The sequence below is a fragment of the Austwickia sp. TVS 96-490-7B genome, from assembly GCF_019331795.1.
Classification (GTDB): Bacteria; Actinomycetota; Actinomycetes; order Actinomycetales; family Dermatophilaceae; genus Austwickia.
Genome location: NZ_JAHPZL010000007.1, coordinates 373,194 through 388,581, shown reverse-complemented (window position 1 = coordinate 388,581; position 15,388 = coordinate 373,194). Strand labels below are relative to the sequence as shown.

Annotated in this window: 7 protein-coding genes and 1 CRISPR repeat array; of the genes, 3 read left to right on the top strand and 4 right to left on the bottom strand. The window is 59.1% G+C overall.

Going from position 1 to position 15,388, the window contains the following annotated elements:
• Nucleotides 1–8: 8 nt before the first annotated feature.
• From KEM60_RS09880 to cas3u, 3 genes are read left to right on the top strand one after another with little or no spacing between them, the layout of a single operon-like run.
• Complete coding sequence (locus KEM60_RS09880) at nt 9–1,319, top strand: type I-U CRISPR-associated protein Cas7 (RefSeq protein ID WP_219107344.1); 1,311 nt, start codon at nt 9–11, stop codon at nt 1,317–1,319.
• Nucleotides 1,316–2,641, top strand: a complete 1,326-nt coding sequence (csb2, locus tag KEM60_RS09875; protein ID WP_219107342.1) for a type I-U CRISPR-associated protein Csb2 — start codon at nt 1,316–1,318, stop codon at nt 2,639–2,641. Before KEM60_RS09880 ends, csb2 begins: the two co-directional genes overlap by 4 nt.
• Nucleotides 2,638–6,252, top strand: coding sequence for a type I-U CRISPR-associated helicase/endonuclease Cas3 (gene cas3u / locus KEM60_RS09870; protein ID WP_219107341.1), 3,615 nt, complete (start codon nt 2,638–2,640; stop codon nt 6,250–6,252). The genes csb2 and cas3u overlap by 4 nt, the downstream gene beginning before the upstream one ends.
• Before the next feature lie 44 nt (nt 6,253–6,296).
• Nucleotides 6,297–10,412: a CRISPR direct-repeat array (repeat unit 28 nt; unit sequence AAATTCCCCGCGTATGCGGGGGTACGCC).
• A 134-nt stretch (nt 10,413–10,546) separates the two neighbouring features.
• Here cas3u and KEM60_RS09865 read toward each other — a convergent pair.
• The 4 genes from KEM60_RS09865 to KEM60_RS09850 form a co-directional block, all read right to left on the bottom strand.
• Entirely contained in the window at nt 10,547–12,040 is a 1,494-nt protein-coding gene (locus tag KEM60_RS09865; protein ID WP_219107339.1) for a YecA family protein, read from the bottom strand.
• Nucleotides 12,041–12,310: 270 nt separating this feature from the next.
• Entirely contained in the window at nt 12,311–13,567 is a 1,257-nt protein-coding gene (locus KEM60_RS09860) for a S8 family serine peptidase (RefSeq protein WP_219107338.1), read from the bottom strand.
• A complete protein-coding gene (locus tag KEM60_RS09855) occupies nt 13,564–14,823 on the bottom strand; it encodes a S8 family serine peptidase (RefSeq protein WP_219107336.1) in 1,260 nt (419 codons plus the stop codon). The genes KEM60_RS09860 and KEM60_RS09855 overlap by 4 nt, the downstream gene beginning before the upstream one ends.
• 20 nt (nt 14,824–14,843) lie before the next feature.
• Nucleotides 14,844–15,278: a hypothetical protein gene (locus KEM60_RS09850; protein ID WP_219107334.1), complete on the bottom strand. Its 435-nt coding sequence runs from the start codon at nt 15,276–15,278 to the stop codon at nt 14,844–14,846.
• Nucleotides 15,279–15,388 lie beyond the last annotated feature (110 nt).

Below are 15,388 nucleotides of genomic sequence, written 5' to 3'. Positions count from 1 at the left end.
GAGCCCCCATGCCTCTGTACGACGAGATCACCGCAGCATTACAGGATGAGCAGACCGTGGCCTGTGTGATGGAATCCGAGCTGGAACCCACCAGCGGGGCAGGGACACCGATCTGCCCGCCGACATACGCCCCAGACAAATCCCTCGGTGAGAAATCCCCTCGCTTCGCTGTCACCGCAGCAGGGTTTATCCCAGCCCCAGATGACACCGGATGGCACCACCTTCTGATCCGAGACGGCAGGGAGACTCCTCGCCGAGCCTGTCGAGTGGTCGTCAACTCCGTGGGTGCCTGTGCTGGCATCAACGAAACTGGCACTTACATGCAGCAACACCGCTTGGGCCTGACCCTGCCTGCCTTCGTCGTCACCGGCACCGCTACCGGCACCGTGGAGTCAGCGGTCGCTGCCACAAAAGAGAAGAAAAAATTGACTGCGCAACGGGTTGCTGATGTTGAGGCATCCCTCGCTCATCAGGTCAATTCGTGGACGCTCGCGCATCGCACCGCTGACTCATGGCTTCAATACGCCGACGGCGGCAATGGCCGACAGATTTGGGCCGACGATGACAGCGACATCAAACAGGTGCTGCTGAACATCTCCCATGAACGCGGCGACCTGGTTTACGGGTACGCCCCTAATGTGGCGGTGTATGGCGCTTGGCTCTCGTCCGGCACCGCCCGCCGACACGCTATCCCTCGCGCCTACACCTGCGAGATCACCGGATACGGAGCGGTCTCACTCCAACGTGGCGCCACCAAACTTGATCCCACCGGCGGGACGATCTCTGATGCTCGCAGCATCTCCACCAGCGATGACGGCATTGGCCTGACGGACAAAGGCGGCAAAAAACCAGCAGAGCTCGGTTTCGGACAGGTGCCGGCATCAGTCACAGACCGCGCTTTTGTCTGTGAATTGATCCTGCGTAAGGCCTCGATCAGTCTGCGAGCACTGGATCTGTTTCGTTACCCCGATGATGTGGACGGCACGAAGGCTTTTGCGGCGAAACGGGTGTATGTGTTGCTGGCTATGGCGGGGCATCTGTTGGGCGGCGAGGATGGTTTTTTGAGGTCAGGGTGTGACCTCGTGACGGTGGACGAACGGTGGGGGTGGCGGCGTCATGGCAGCCGCACGGTAGTGGATATGACGGTGCCTTCACTGACTGAGCTTGCCGAGGCGTTGCAGCAGGCAGTGGCGGCGGCGGAGCAGGTGGGGTTGGCCTTCCAGGAGCCGGTGACGGTGGGCTTCTCCGCAGCTCAGGTGGGTTTGATTATCGACCGGGTCCTCAAAAATGCCACCGAGACTGTGGCTAGCGCATCGTGAGTGCTGTTCATGTGGTCGTGGATCTGTTGCAGCCCGCATTCCACGGTCTGAGGTCGGATGGGAGCCCGGACTGGCCGCCGTCGCCATTGCGGTTGGCGCAGGCGTTGATGGCTGGTTGTCATGGCGCTGGTCGGGACGAGGATGCGGTGGCGGCGTTGACAGCGTTGGTGTCGTTGCCTGCGCCACGCATTCACACTGGGCGGGATGTATGTGGCGGCGTACCGGCGACGTACACGTCGAAAACGGGCTCCCCCCCTGGCTCTAGGCACGCGTCCCGTGCGAATCTGAACGGATGGGTTGACCTGTCCATGGTTGGTTTAACGACGAATAATCGCACTGCTAAAGCGCAGGATGCGGTGTATCTGTCGGATCCACGGATCGTGTTTAGTGTGGACGATCCGCAATCCAGTGTTGATGTGGTGGCGCTGGATCGGGCTGCGCGTCGGGTGCCGTATCTGGGTCGTTCCCAGGACATGTGTGACATGTCTGTCGTCACGACGGAGCCGATATATCCCGAGGTGACCTGGCAGGTAAAGGGCTCGGCTGGGGAGGGCCCGGCGTCGCGGGGTTGGTCGTCGCAGTCTGTGGCGTGGATGGACCTGAAACATGAGTTGACGGTCAGCGGAGCCACGGTCCCGGTGCCCTCTCCTATTCCGGCATATGCGCCAGCGTGGCGGTATGTCGCACGAAACAGCCCGACCCAGGTGGCTGGCGTTGGCGGTGACGACCTGGTCGTGGTGCCGTTTCCACGGCGGTGTTCCGGTCAGCGTGCGATGGCTACGGCAGGAGCGGTACGGCGGATGATCGCCGCATCGTGGCCTGAGGTGTCGGTATTTCCCTGTGTCAACGCGGGATCTCAGCACAGTGACGGGTCGGGGCATGGCTTGGCATTCTTTGTCGACACGCCACTGGTGGGTAGCAGCGCGGCCGTGGAGGCTGCGGTGAGCGCTCGGGCCGGGAGTCCAGCGTTGTTCGCGGATCCCGGGGCTCCGACGTCCGCGCGAGCGGTGAAAACGGCGAGGTGGCGTCAGTCGTCTCGACGATGGGTCAGTGCGACACCAGTGCGGTCATTCCCCGACATTCGGGTCCTGTCCTATCACCTGCCCAGGTGGGTCGGGGCGTACGGCGCGGACGTGGAGTCGTGGTCAGTGTCCTCATCTCCGGTGGAGCGGTGGCAGCATCGCTGCCGTCAACCCGGTGATGGAAATGACCTGTGGTGGCTGTCGATGACGTTGAGCCATGAAGTGGCGGGACCGTTATTGGTGGGGGCGTCTCGGGACAGCGGCTTCGGCTTATTCGTCCCGGAGGAGAACAAACGATGAGCGCATTTCCCAGCTATTCGCAATTTCATGAGGCAGTGACGGGACGGGCGGCGTACCCATGGCAATCCCGACTGGCTGAACAATGTGCGGAAGGCGACTTCCCCAAGATTGTGGACGTCCCGACTGGTCTGGGCAAGAGCAGCACCGTGTTGATAGCGGTGTGGGCTTTGGCCCGCCAGGTCGATCAGGGCAAGCCGCGGACGATGCCGCAACGGATAGTGCACGTCGTGGATCGACGGCGAGTCGTGGATGAAGTGCATGCCCCAGCGGCGATGTTGGCTACCCAACTCACCGGACCTGATATTGATCCGGTGTTGCGGCCGGTGGCTGAAGCGTTGCGGAAGCTAGCAGGGCCGTGGCGACGTGTCCCGCTGGCGGTGCAGCGGATCCACGGGGAGGTCGGTGACAGCTACGACTGGTTGCGTCCGACAGGGTGCTGTGTGGTCGGGGCGACACCGCATCAGGTGGTGAGTCGGTTGCTGTTCCGGGGGTTCGGGGTGTCGCCACGGACCAGGTCCCTGCATGCTGGCCTGCTCGGTGTCGACACGCTGTTTCTTCTAGACGAGCCGCATCTGAGCGCTCAGGCGATTGCCACGCTGTCTGCGGCGTTGTCATGGCAGAGCAAGGCGCCACGAGACGTGGGGGTCCCGGCGAGTCGACTGATCCTGGTAGGCGCGACGGTCCCTGACCGGGTGGTCGCGGACACTGACCTGGCACCGGTGGCGCCGTCGGAGGTGTTTTCCCTGTCTCAGGCTGACCTGTCTGACGGATCGGTGGCTGCCAGGCTGCACCGGGCCAAGCCGGTGCAGTTGACCACCGTGGAGGCGCGCCTGGTGGACAAGGAGATCGTCGCTCTCGCCAAACGGTCCCGGGCTAGTGGTGGTGGTTCTGTCGGGGTGATGGTCAATACGGTCGCGACAGCGCGAGCCGTTCATGCGGCGCTCGTGAAATCGGATCCGGCGTGGCAGTTGGTGACGTCCAGGATGAGAGGCACAGATCGGGCACAGCTCAATCTGGGTGATGCCACTGCCGTGGTCGCGACGCAATGCCTGGAAGTGGGAGTCGACATCTCCTTCGACACCCTCGTCACGGAGGCCTGCCCGTACCCGGTGTTGGTGCAACGTTTAGGGCGACTCGACCGCGATGCGACTGCGATCATGCCGGTGGCTCACCTGGTCGGCGCGGTCAACGCCACCACTGGGGCCGTCGTCGTCCGGCCAGGCTCCGCGAAGGTGTACGGCGCGGAGAGCGTCGCCGCCACTCAGCGCTACCTCGACAAGCTCGCCGGTGGCGGCGCCGTCGTACCGATGGATCTGGCAACTCAACTCGCCCGCCGGGACCACGTGCCGCACGAATGCTGGCCGGACACGCCACGGCTGGCGACCTTCCACGCCGGGTACGCCCCGACGATGACCACGACGTATCCGACGCCGGTCGGGGACATGCCACTGGCAGCGTTCATCACTGGACCGGACGAGCAGCGCAGCCTGGACGTGTCAGTCGCGTGGCGCGCCGACCTCGGGGCAGTCCACGCCGGGCTAGATCCCTTGCCTGCTGAACAGGTGGCGGTGCCGCTCCCCTCAGTCTGTGACTTCCTGGTCGGTAAAGGCCGGAACAGCGTGGTCGCCGATGTCAATGTTCCCGGAGAGGAAGGCAACTCGGGTCAGATCCAGTCGCCGCACGCTCTGGTACGTCGAGACACCGGCTGGGTGCAGGTCACACACACCCGGGATGTAAAGCCGGGTGACAGCATCGTGCTGACCTGCCAGGGCGGCGGATACATCGATGGAGTGGGGTGGGCCCCCGAATCGACAGTGCCGGTGACCGATCAGGCAGTGATAGCAGCTGATCTGCACCATCGGGTCGGGATCTACCGGCAGGCGGTGACGGTGCCGCTCACCAAAGCAACACTCACACCATTCCTGATCAGCCGCGGCTTCGACAAGGACAAGCAGAAAAAGGTGCTGGCGTGGCTGGACCAGATTCCAGGTCGGCTAGCTGACAGCGAAGTCACCGTCGAAACACTCAGTGACGAAGTAACCGCTCAGGGGCTGCCCTCGCAGTGGCGAATCAACGCCACAGATACCCAGATCGTGACCGTGACCTGGGAAAACCCAGTTGAAAAGCAGGTTCGGGTCCAGGCGTCCCGGCAGAGTCTGCACGACCACGCGGCGCAAGCTGCGACGGTGGCCGCTGACGCTGCCACAGCAGCTTCGTTGCCGAAGGGCGTGGCTGACCTGGTCACCGCTGCGACCTGGCGACACGACGACGGAAAAGCTCATCCGTCGTTCCAACGATATCTGGGCAATTCAGACCTGGAATCGCCCGTCGCTAAGTCGTTGCGTGGACATGTCGGGTCGCAGGCAGACCGACGGTTCGCCGCGGCAGTAGGCCACCCGGCAGGATGGCGCCATGAAGGGGCCAGCGCGGCGGCAGCCCGCAGCGACGGTGTCGATGAGCTGGTCGAACATTTAATCGGCGCCCATCATGGGCGGTTCCGACCATTCTTAGCATCGACGTGCACCCCGCACACTTCGGACCCCACCCAAGACGAGCAGGGCAGTCGGGCCGCCGTATTTGACCGGTTAAATCGGGAATGGGGGCCGTGGGGCTTGGCCTATCTGGAATCGGTGGTGCGTCTCTCTGACTGGTACGCCTCGGCGCACCCCCACGAAGGGCCGCTGTCATCGCCGCCGATGCAGGCGGCATCAGCAGCGCGAGGCAGTCGCCCGTTGGGGCCGGATCTCGCCAACAGCGACGGTGTACTCCTGAAAGGACTGGTCAGCAGTCCAATGACCGGCTGGTACGCCGTCGCCGGGTTGCTGTCGGTCGTCGATGAACCAGCTGCCGTGTGTTGGCGCGACGACCCAGCTGACCTGTGCGCACCCCGGTGGTTCGCTAACCTATCGCTGGCTGACGCCGTGGAAGCAGCATTGCGCTCGCCACGCTGGGATGAATTCGACTTTTATGGCGCATGGTTGACCAGCGCTCAAAGCTACGCCGAGCAGTATCAAAAAATTGGACCAGCAACGGCGGTACGACGCATTGTGCGCGAGTCCGCCCGGGCGGGAGCATCAACAGTGTGCGCTATCACCCAGGATGCGTCACCGTTGGACGGTGACAATCTGCCACTGGTCGTGCCCGCTTTTGCCAACAACAGCTCTTACCCTGCCCGAGCTTTCGAGATCATAGACGAGGCACGACGTGATCTTGCTGCCACAGTCCAGGAAATCGTGGACGCACTGACTGACCCCCTCCACGGATGGCGACAACAACAGTGCGACGGAGGTATGGACCGCCCACCACTCGACGGTGGGATCCGCGGCGTCGAACCCTATCAAGCACGCCAGGTCCGGCAAGTCCTTTCACCCCTCGCACTGCTCGGAATGGGCGCTTTCGGAGCTGGCCCACTCACAGGGGTCGGCACCACATCTACGGAATCCTGTACCCTCCCCTGTCCCGCAGAACCCAGCGATGTACTGACATTGGGTGCGCTACTGCGTCTAGGACCGCATCGCACCCAAGGTCAAAGAGTCACCTGGCAATGCTACAAACGCACCCGACTCGACAAGGAGTCGGTGTGGACACCGGTGATGCCCACGCCAAAGTGAAGAAAAACCAACGAGTTGGTCAGCATCGTCGCAGGTCAGCAAGTAAATTCCCCGCGTATGCGGGGGTACGCCTCGCATGGATTCACCTACGACGAAATAAACCTCAAATTCCCCGCGTATGCGGGGGTACGCCTAAACCTCATCATAGGGCCGCAAACATCACGATAAATTCCCCGCGTATGCGGGGGTACGCCGTCTTTTCCGATCATCCCGAGCAGTGCGCCGATAAATTCCCCGCGTATGCGGGGGTACGCCGCAGGAACAGGAACACCGCCACCACCTGGGGTCAAATTCCCCGCGTATGCGGGGGTACGCCCTCAATTTCTGCTGAAACGCTCACCGCCGCCCTAAATTCCCCGCGTATGCGGGGGTACGCCTTTCCCATGCGAGATCATACAGGGATTCATCGAAAATTCCCCGCGTATGCGGGGGTACGCCGGAGGCCCCGGCTCCAGCTGGTCGTCGGTCTGCAAATTCCCCGCGTATGCGGGGGTACGCCTCGTTGGAACATCTGTAAATAATGCAGTTTACAAAATTCCCCGCGTATGCGGGGGTACGCCATAGTTGACGATGATGGCCCCACTGTCACGGGTAAATTCCCCGCGTATGCGGGGGTACGCCGGACGTCGCACGCCTCATGCTCGACCGTATGGTAAATTCCCCGCGTATGCGGGGGTACGCCACCAAGAACGCCGTTCCACGAAAGAACCTCAATAAAATTCCCCGCGTATGCGGGGGTACGCCTAGTTGGCACCACAGACTGAATGCTGTGCTGGAAAATTCCCCGCGTATGCGGGGGTACGCCTCAAGCCCGGAGCAAGAAGCAGATCCTGAGCACAAATTCCCCGCGTATGCGGGGGTACGCCCCACCATTACGACGGAGATGAAAAAATGACAGTAAATTCCCCGCGTATGCGGGGGTACGCCCACGCCACGTGTTGGACGGTCGTCCGATATGATAAATTCCCCGCGTATGCGGGGGTACGCCGTGGCGACTCACGTTTTGCATCATATAGCGCAGAAATTCCCCGCGTATGCGGGGGTACGCCCTACTAAAAGCTATTTCTCTTTTATTACAAACAAAATTCCCCGCGTATGCGGGGGTACGCCATAGGCGGCTGGCTACTGCCACAAGCACGCCGAAAATTCCCCGCGTATGCGGGGGTACGCCTATCTGTAAATAATGCAGTTTACAGATGTTCTGAAATTCCCCGCGTATGCGGGGGTACGCCGCCCGCCGATGGGCTGCGGCGGGCGATCGATCTAAATTCCCCGCGTATGCGGGGGTACGCCTCATGAGTACCAACTCAGACCTGTATCGACTGTAAATTCCCCGCGTATGCGGGGGTACGCCCGTAGAGAACGGCCCGACCCTCAGGTCGGGCCGAAATTCCCCGCGTATGCGGGGGTACGCCGACTGAGCATATATTGTGATTTAGCGAGAATTGAAATTCCCCGCGTATGCGGGGGTACGCCGCCATGTGTCACATACTGTCTAGCTCCGAGGCCAAATTCCCCGCGTATGCGGGGGTACGCCCTTTGCCCAATATTCGGCGCCGAGGACGACGACAAATTCCCCGCGTATGCGGGGGTACGCCAATCTACGGCTTTAAATGGACCACCAAGCCCGTAAATTCCCCGCGTATGCGGGGGTACGCCTACCCCTACGGCGGGCCTATACACTGGGGGTGGAAATTCCCCGCGTATGCGGGGGTACGCCAGAGTGTAATACGCCTTGCCGGAGATCCGTGCGAAATTCCCCGCGTATGCGGGGGTACGCCTTGTGGCCTGTCGAGTCGGCGGCGTTGGTGGCGAAATTCCCCGCGTATGCGGGGGTACGCCATGACACTGTTGCGTAACGCATTGTGTGTCTTTAAATTCCCCGCGTATGCGGGGGTACGCCTAAACACACCATCGAATGCAAGATTATGAAAATAAATTCCCCGCGTATGCGGGGGTACGCCGCCCTGCTATACGCGCGGGCGCGCCCATAGAACAAATTCCCCGCGTATGCGGGGGTACGCCGACCGCTTCAACATTGACGGTTGCGAGGCTATTAAATTCCCCGCGTATGCGGGGGTACGCCTCTGAGCGTCGACATCAAGAGGCAAGACCGGGAAAATTCCCCGCGTATGCGGGGGTACGCCGTCTTACGTTATTACGGCGAACTTCGCGGCGTAAAATTCCCCGCGTATGCGGGGGTACGCCGATGCTAAGCTATACCCTCCTACTGTCGCTGGGAAATTCCCCGCGTATGCGGGGGTACGCCCTATTCATTATCTCCTCGGAACGAAAATGTACCAAATTCCCCGCGTATGCGGGGGTACGCCTAAATGGTGTTCCCCCAACACTCTTGTAGCGTGAAATTCCCCGCGTATGCGGGGGTACGCCGGCCCTGATCGCGGACGATGGCAAGTACTTGATAAATTCCCCGCGTATGCGGGGGTACGCCCCCGCCGATTACGGGCAGGATGACGAGAGCGACAAATTCCCCGCGTATGCGGGGGTACGCCGGCATGAAAGGCTCAGGCTACATCGAGAAGTCAAAATTCCCCGCGTATGCGGGGGTACGCCGCAACGCCACCAACGGAGGAACCCTGGTCATTGAAATTCCCCGCGTATGCGGGGGTACGCCGCTTTCGGCGCGTGGGCATTCAAACAAGGATTCAAATTCCCCGCGTATGCGGGGGTACGCCACGCGGGGGTTTGCGGTGCTCACCCGTGGTCCAAAATTCCCCGCGTATGCGGGGGTACGCCGGTGAACATGTCACACGATACAGCAACCTGGCTAAATTCCCCGCGTATGCGGGGGTACGCCGCCAGCGGCAGGCATGTGAGCAGCGAGACGGGCAAATTCCCCGCGTATGCGGGGGTACGCCGTCATCGCTACGATCACACCGCATCAAGCGCAAAAATTCCCCGCGTATGCGGGGGTACGCCCTCCGCGTTACCGCGTCCACGACTCACGCACACAAATTCCCCGCGTATGCGGGGGTACGCCTCGCGCGGGCTGCGGCCTGCAGGGCGCGACGACAAATTCCCCGCGTATGCGGGGGTACGCCACATTATTTAGTTGAGCCAGTCACAGCTATCCAAAATTCCCCGCGTATGCGGGGGTACGCCTTTTTACGGTTTCGTACATCGAGCTGGATTGTGAAATTCCCCGCGTATGCGGGGGTACGCCAAGTCGAGTGACAGGCCAGCACATCCTGGGGAAAAATTCCCCGCGTATGCGGGGGTACGCCTCCTCTAGGCTGATAACCACTTGAGCTGTCATAAAATTCCCCGCGTATGCGGGGGTACGCCGCACGACCACGACCATGACCACCACGCCTCGGTAAATTCCCCGCGTATGCGGGGGTACGCCCTGGAGCAGCCTGGAGTAGACTACCCCAGCATGAAATTCCCCGCGTATGCGGGGGTACGCCGAGGAAGAGGAGGAAGAAGAATTCATCTCTTTTAAATTCCCCGCGTATGCGGGGGTACGCCGGGGTGACTGTGTGTCACCCCCGGGGGGTGACAAAATTCCCCGCGTATGCGGGGGTACGCCCATCGTGACGTGGATGAGGCGCTGCCCCGTCTGAAATTCCCCGCGTATGCGGGGGTACGCCCTCGTCCGACTGTGGTACTCCAACCGGACTCAGGAATTCCCCGCGTATGCGGGGGTACGCCTCGGGTCATGCGGCGTAGGAGACGCGCGTGAGGAAATTCCCCGCGTATGCGGGGGTACGCCGTGCTCGTTGCTGGAGTGACTGTCAAGGCGCGTAAATTCCCCGCGTATGCGGGGGTACGCCATGTCCATTGCGCGTGCGATTTGCACGCCGTCAAAATTCCCCGCGTATGCGGGGGTACGCCGAAAGCCGCTCCCGGCCTGCGGTTTTACCCTCGAAATTCCCCGCGTATGCGGGGGTACACCGATGCCAGCCAGATTGTCTCCGGCGACACCAGTGAATTTCCCGCGTATGCGGGGGTACGACCGCCACAAAAACCGATACCAGGCCCCCGCCTATAAATTCCCCGTATATGCGAGGGTACGCCCAAATCTCCGCGCGGCATCAAGGTCCTAGCTGTATTTTCCCCGCGTACGCGGGGGTAGCCCTTAGGACACACGTCCGAATACGGGCCAGCATTGATCTATCCCGCGTATGCGGAGATAGTCCGAAATTCCCGGCCTTATTGAAGGCGTCTCCTCCATCTCTTCTGCGTAGTCAAAGGGGCCGTTGGTGTGCCCCGGGCCGACACTCGCCCAGGAGACGTCTCCTCGATCCCCCAATCCGCAAGTGACGCAGGGGCCTTAGGGTGCGGTCGCGCCAGGGACACGCGAACAACAAAACTTGTACTTGAGGGTGCTTCCACAGGGGCAGGGTGCGTAGGCACCACCCGAGTAGCCACCCGCGTTTGCCCCGGTTGAGGGCTGCTCGCGCCACATCAGCAGCAGTCCAGGGGTCACCTGGAGTGATAAGGGGCTGGCGAGAGGAAGCCCCCATGGGCGACCCGTTGTGTCATCGGGGGGGTCGCTCGGTGGTTGTGATGTATAGAGAATCTCCTGTTCAACACTTCGACTATGTTGAACCAAGCGCATCCAGACGCGACGAGAACCTTGGGGGCGCTCTTTAATTGCTGAATCAATAGCAGTCCCTAGAAGTGGCACCGCTGCTCCGGCCAGGGCCCCGAGGGTGGTGACGGAACCAGAGACCAAAGCTCCTGTTATGCCGCCAATGAGCCCCCACATAGTGGGCTTAAGCCCCACGCCGAGCTTGCCGAGAAACCCCCTATCCACGTCCTGCACCGCCCGCTTGACGATTGGCCTGAGAAGAGTCTTCTCTCGGTCGTCAATGTATGCCTGGACTTCCGCTTTCGAGGCCCGGGTAGGGATTCCCACATAGATTTTCGCAAGGTCGGCCCTAAATTCCTCGAAGTCGTCAGAACCGTGGATTCTGGCCAGCAACTTCGGGTTCACATTGCTGAACATAGGCATCCTGCTTGAAAGCAGCGCCTCGACAACGGGAATCTGGGACGCCACGGACGCACCAAGTCCGTACCGAAGCAGGTATTCTTCAAAATCGAAAACCGATGAATAGACGCCGTTCAGGGATGACGCTAGAACGTACTCACGAGCAAAATGAGTCGCTGCGCGGTTGAGGTAGAGGCGAGCCATATCCCAATCATTTCCGCCTCCAGCAAACTGAAATAACCCGCGCACATCGTCGTCTATCGGGAGTTCCTGCGCGCCGAATTTCTTGGTGATTTCCTGCGCATTGGTGAGAGCGGCCCCTGAGACCAGTTTGGCGACTCGCTTGACGTCATCGCGACTCTGCCACAAGAGTTTCTCCGAGGGAGCTAGTTTGATAACACCCGCGTCAAGAAGCGGCAACAAACGACGCAGCCTAGGTAGTTGCACGGCAAGGAATGCTCGCGTTTCACTCAGAGCCGGCCGATTGTCATCTCGACGCCAACCCATGCGCGCCACCAGTAGTTTCTCTCGTTGGTACTGCTCGTCGGAGAACCAATCACTGATGGAGTCCTTGCCCAAAATATGGTCTTCGAATAGCAATGCGCTGCTGACAACACCACCTTCCCAGCCCACCGTCGCCAAATTAGCCGAGGGCCATCCCCCATAGTACGTGGCCTGGGAGCGAATTACGTCTGCGTAATCGAACGCAGCCGCCCATTCGCGTACCCTATCGCCGAATTCCCATATCTCTTTCCCTGGGATATCCCAGATGCTTCGGCTCCAGCCCAGACTATTTTCTACGACAGTCCCAATGTGTACCATAGTGTTGGCCATGCACCCATGCTACCGCTACGCCTTCAGTTCCACGCGCCTTCAGCCGACTCTTTACTTGATTAAGTAAGGGGTGGGTCACTAACGCCTCGTGAATAACGCCCTGACTATGCGGCTCTCATCGGTGTCAGTATCACCCTCAACACGGTGATGGTCGTTTAATTCAAGGTACGACTCAGTCAAGGCGGCAGTGACTTTGCTTTAGGTTTGCAGGGAGGAAACTCAGCCTTGGACGATCAATCTTAATTTTGTGAGTCGTTCCGCTGTCATTTTTCACGCGCGCCGCCTCCGCAACCACCAATACACCCCACCCACGAGCGCGCTACCCACACCCACCACACCCACAATCAGGCCCACCGGGGGACCACCAGCAGGCTCAGCCGACATTGCAGGCGACCCGCTGGGCTTCGCCTGACTCTGCGCATCAGGTTTATACGACGGATCCCACAACCCCATCGACTTCACCCTAAAAATATTTCTCTCTAAATTTTCTGCTTTATCATCCAGTTGGCCCAAGGGGTTCGAATCGACTTTGGGAACATCAGCCGTCAACGCCGCGGCAGCATCCACCACACCCCACCCACAATCCGGGGTCGGCACAGGACCACTACCACTCTTCTTCGCCGTCTTAATAACCCTGTTAATCACATTCGCCGCATCCATCTCCGGATACTTCGCACGCACCGCAGCAACCACACCCGTCACCACCGCCGTCGCCACCGACGTCCCCATCTCATCCTCATACCCCCCACCAGGAACAGCCTGCGGCACCTTCACCTCCGGCCGAGACGACGTCGCAAACGGCCCACACACCCCCACACCCTGCGAATACACCCCTTTCAACTCATTACGGTTAGGTCCACCCCAGGTCGACAGCTCATGTCGTTGCAGATTCTGATTAACACCTCCTACTATCATCGTGCCAAACATATCACTCCAGCCCCCAAATAACTTTTTCCCATCATTCCCGACAGCGGCAACTAAAACAACATCTTTAGATTCAGCCAACGCCACTGCGGAAGCTAACTGCTCCCCACTCCCCCCAATCGACAAATTAATCACCTTCGCCCCAGCCTCAGCACAATACTGCACCGCCTCAGGTATCGGATCATGCCGACCATCACCCCACGACACACTCATAATCGTCGCCTTAGGAGCTGCCCCAATAATCCCTGCAGACTTACCTGGGCCATGGCCCGTCCCTGAAATATACGCCGCCATCCCCGTCCCATGCGCCCCCCGATAATCCTTATACGGCTTCAACCCATCAGGCGCCCCACCACCAGACATATCCTTCCCACCCGCAAACGTCACATCCCGCAAATCAGGATGCGTCGGATCAACACCACTATCCACCACACACACCTTCACCCCCTCCCCCTGCGACATCTGAAGCGACTTATCAATACCCATCGCAGACACCCACCACTGCCGATCCCGGATACTGTCAGCCCACACCGGACTCACCGACACCGACCAAACAACACCCGTGACCACCACTCCCTGACATACCCGAGACACAACATTCACGCGCGCCGCCTCCGCAACCACCAATACACCCCACCCACAAGCGCGCTACCCACACCCACCACACCCACAATCAGACCCACCGGGGCACCACCAGCAGGCTCAGCCGACATTGCAGGCGACCCACTGGGCCTCGCCGGACTCTGCGCATCAGGCTTATACGACGGATCCCACAACCCCATCGATTTCACATTAAAAATTCCCCTGTCGGCAGAGTAGCACCCTTCACTCATTTGTCCCAATGGATTATTATTAACTTTAGGTACAATAGCTGTCAACGCCGCATACACATCCACGACACCCCACCCACAGTCAGCGTTGGGAGTCCCCTTCGTACCAGTTGTTTTTGCGGTTTCAATGATTCGATTAATAACATTCGGGGCATCTAATTCAGGAAACTTTCCTCTTACAGTCGCCACAGCTCCTGCAACAACAGATGCCGCAACTGACGTTCCCATCGATTCTTTATAAGCTCCATTAATGGTTGCTTGGGGAATTTTTACACGCGGGTTTGATGACTCCGCAAAGGGCCCGCAAACGCCTATTCCCATTGAAGTTATTTTTCCACCAAGTTTCTTTCGGGGTCCACCCCATGAAGATGAGCTATCTCTCTGAAAATTTGAATCAACCCCACCTACTTGAATGACTCCAAACATTCCACTCCAGTTTGCTGCAATTTCCTCACCATCATTTCCGGCTGCAGCGACCAAAACGACATCTTTTGATTGTGCATATGCAACCGCGGCGCCAATTTTAGCTGACCCAGCAGTCACTGACAGATTTATTACTTTTGCACCCGCATCTGCACAGTACCTAATACCACGAACAATAGGGCTATCTCCGCCATCTTCTTGCCCCCATGACACGCTAATGATACTTGATTTTGGTGCTGCACCAACTAGTCCATCAGCTAAACCAGGACCATGCCCAGACCCCGCAACGTTCACGGCCATGCCGGTCCCATGGTCCCCTCGGTGGTCACCGTAAGGTTTTAGTCCATCAGGCCGCCCCCCACCTGATAAATCTTTCCCATCTATAAATTTAGCTTCAGCTAAATCTGGGTGCTTCGCATCAATTCCACTATCTATTATACAAACTTTAACGCCATCCCCATTAGATATTTCGCGAGCTTTCTGAATTCCCATACCAGCGACCCACCACTGCCTATCCCGTATTTGATCCGCACGGGAAGACGGCGTCGACGCAGCAAGCATAACCAAGCCCGCAAATATGATGCAGGATATTTTACGTAAAGCCATTGTTGACTCTTTTTCATTCCTCATTTTGGATCCATCTTCAAAAACCGCGAGTTTTGAACAGATTCTTCATTGATGTAATTTTGATAGGCTGAATTCATTGCATTCAGAAAAGAGCACACCTTCCGGTCCAGCGCATTTAATGCAGCAGCGAGTTCTGTTCTTTTTTCAAATAGAGCAGTTCGGAATTGCTCAATTTCCACAATCATACAATCCTTTTTCGTCTTTTCATATTTTATTGCATCACTATTAATTTTTGAAATTTCATCACGGAGCTTCTTGTGTACCGCATATAGTCTTTTATATGTTGCTTCGAAGTCTTGCGGGTTGAAATTGAACTCCCCGACCCTACCCAAACTCAACGCTTTCATGGCTTTTTCGGCTTCCGTAGACACCCCTTGAGGGCCTGGGCGCTCAAACGGGTTCACTGCACTGCCATTAGCACGGATGTCAGACATCAGCGGCCCCTCCTCGGGTCGTCATCCTCATCATCATCAAACACATACAACGCCCCCTCATCACCCAACACCGGCGGCACCGCATACTTCGGCGTCCCCCACAAATCATC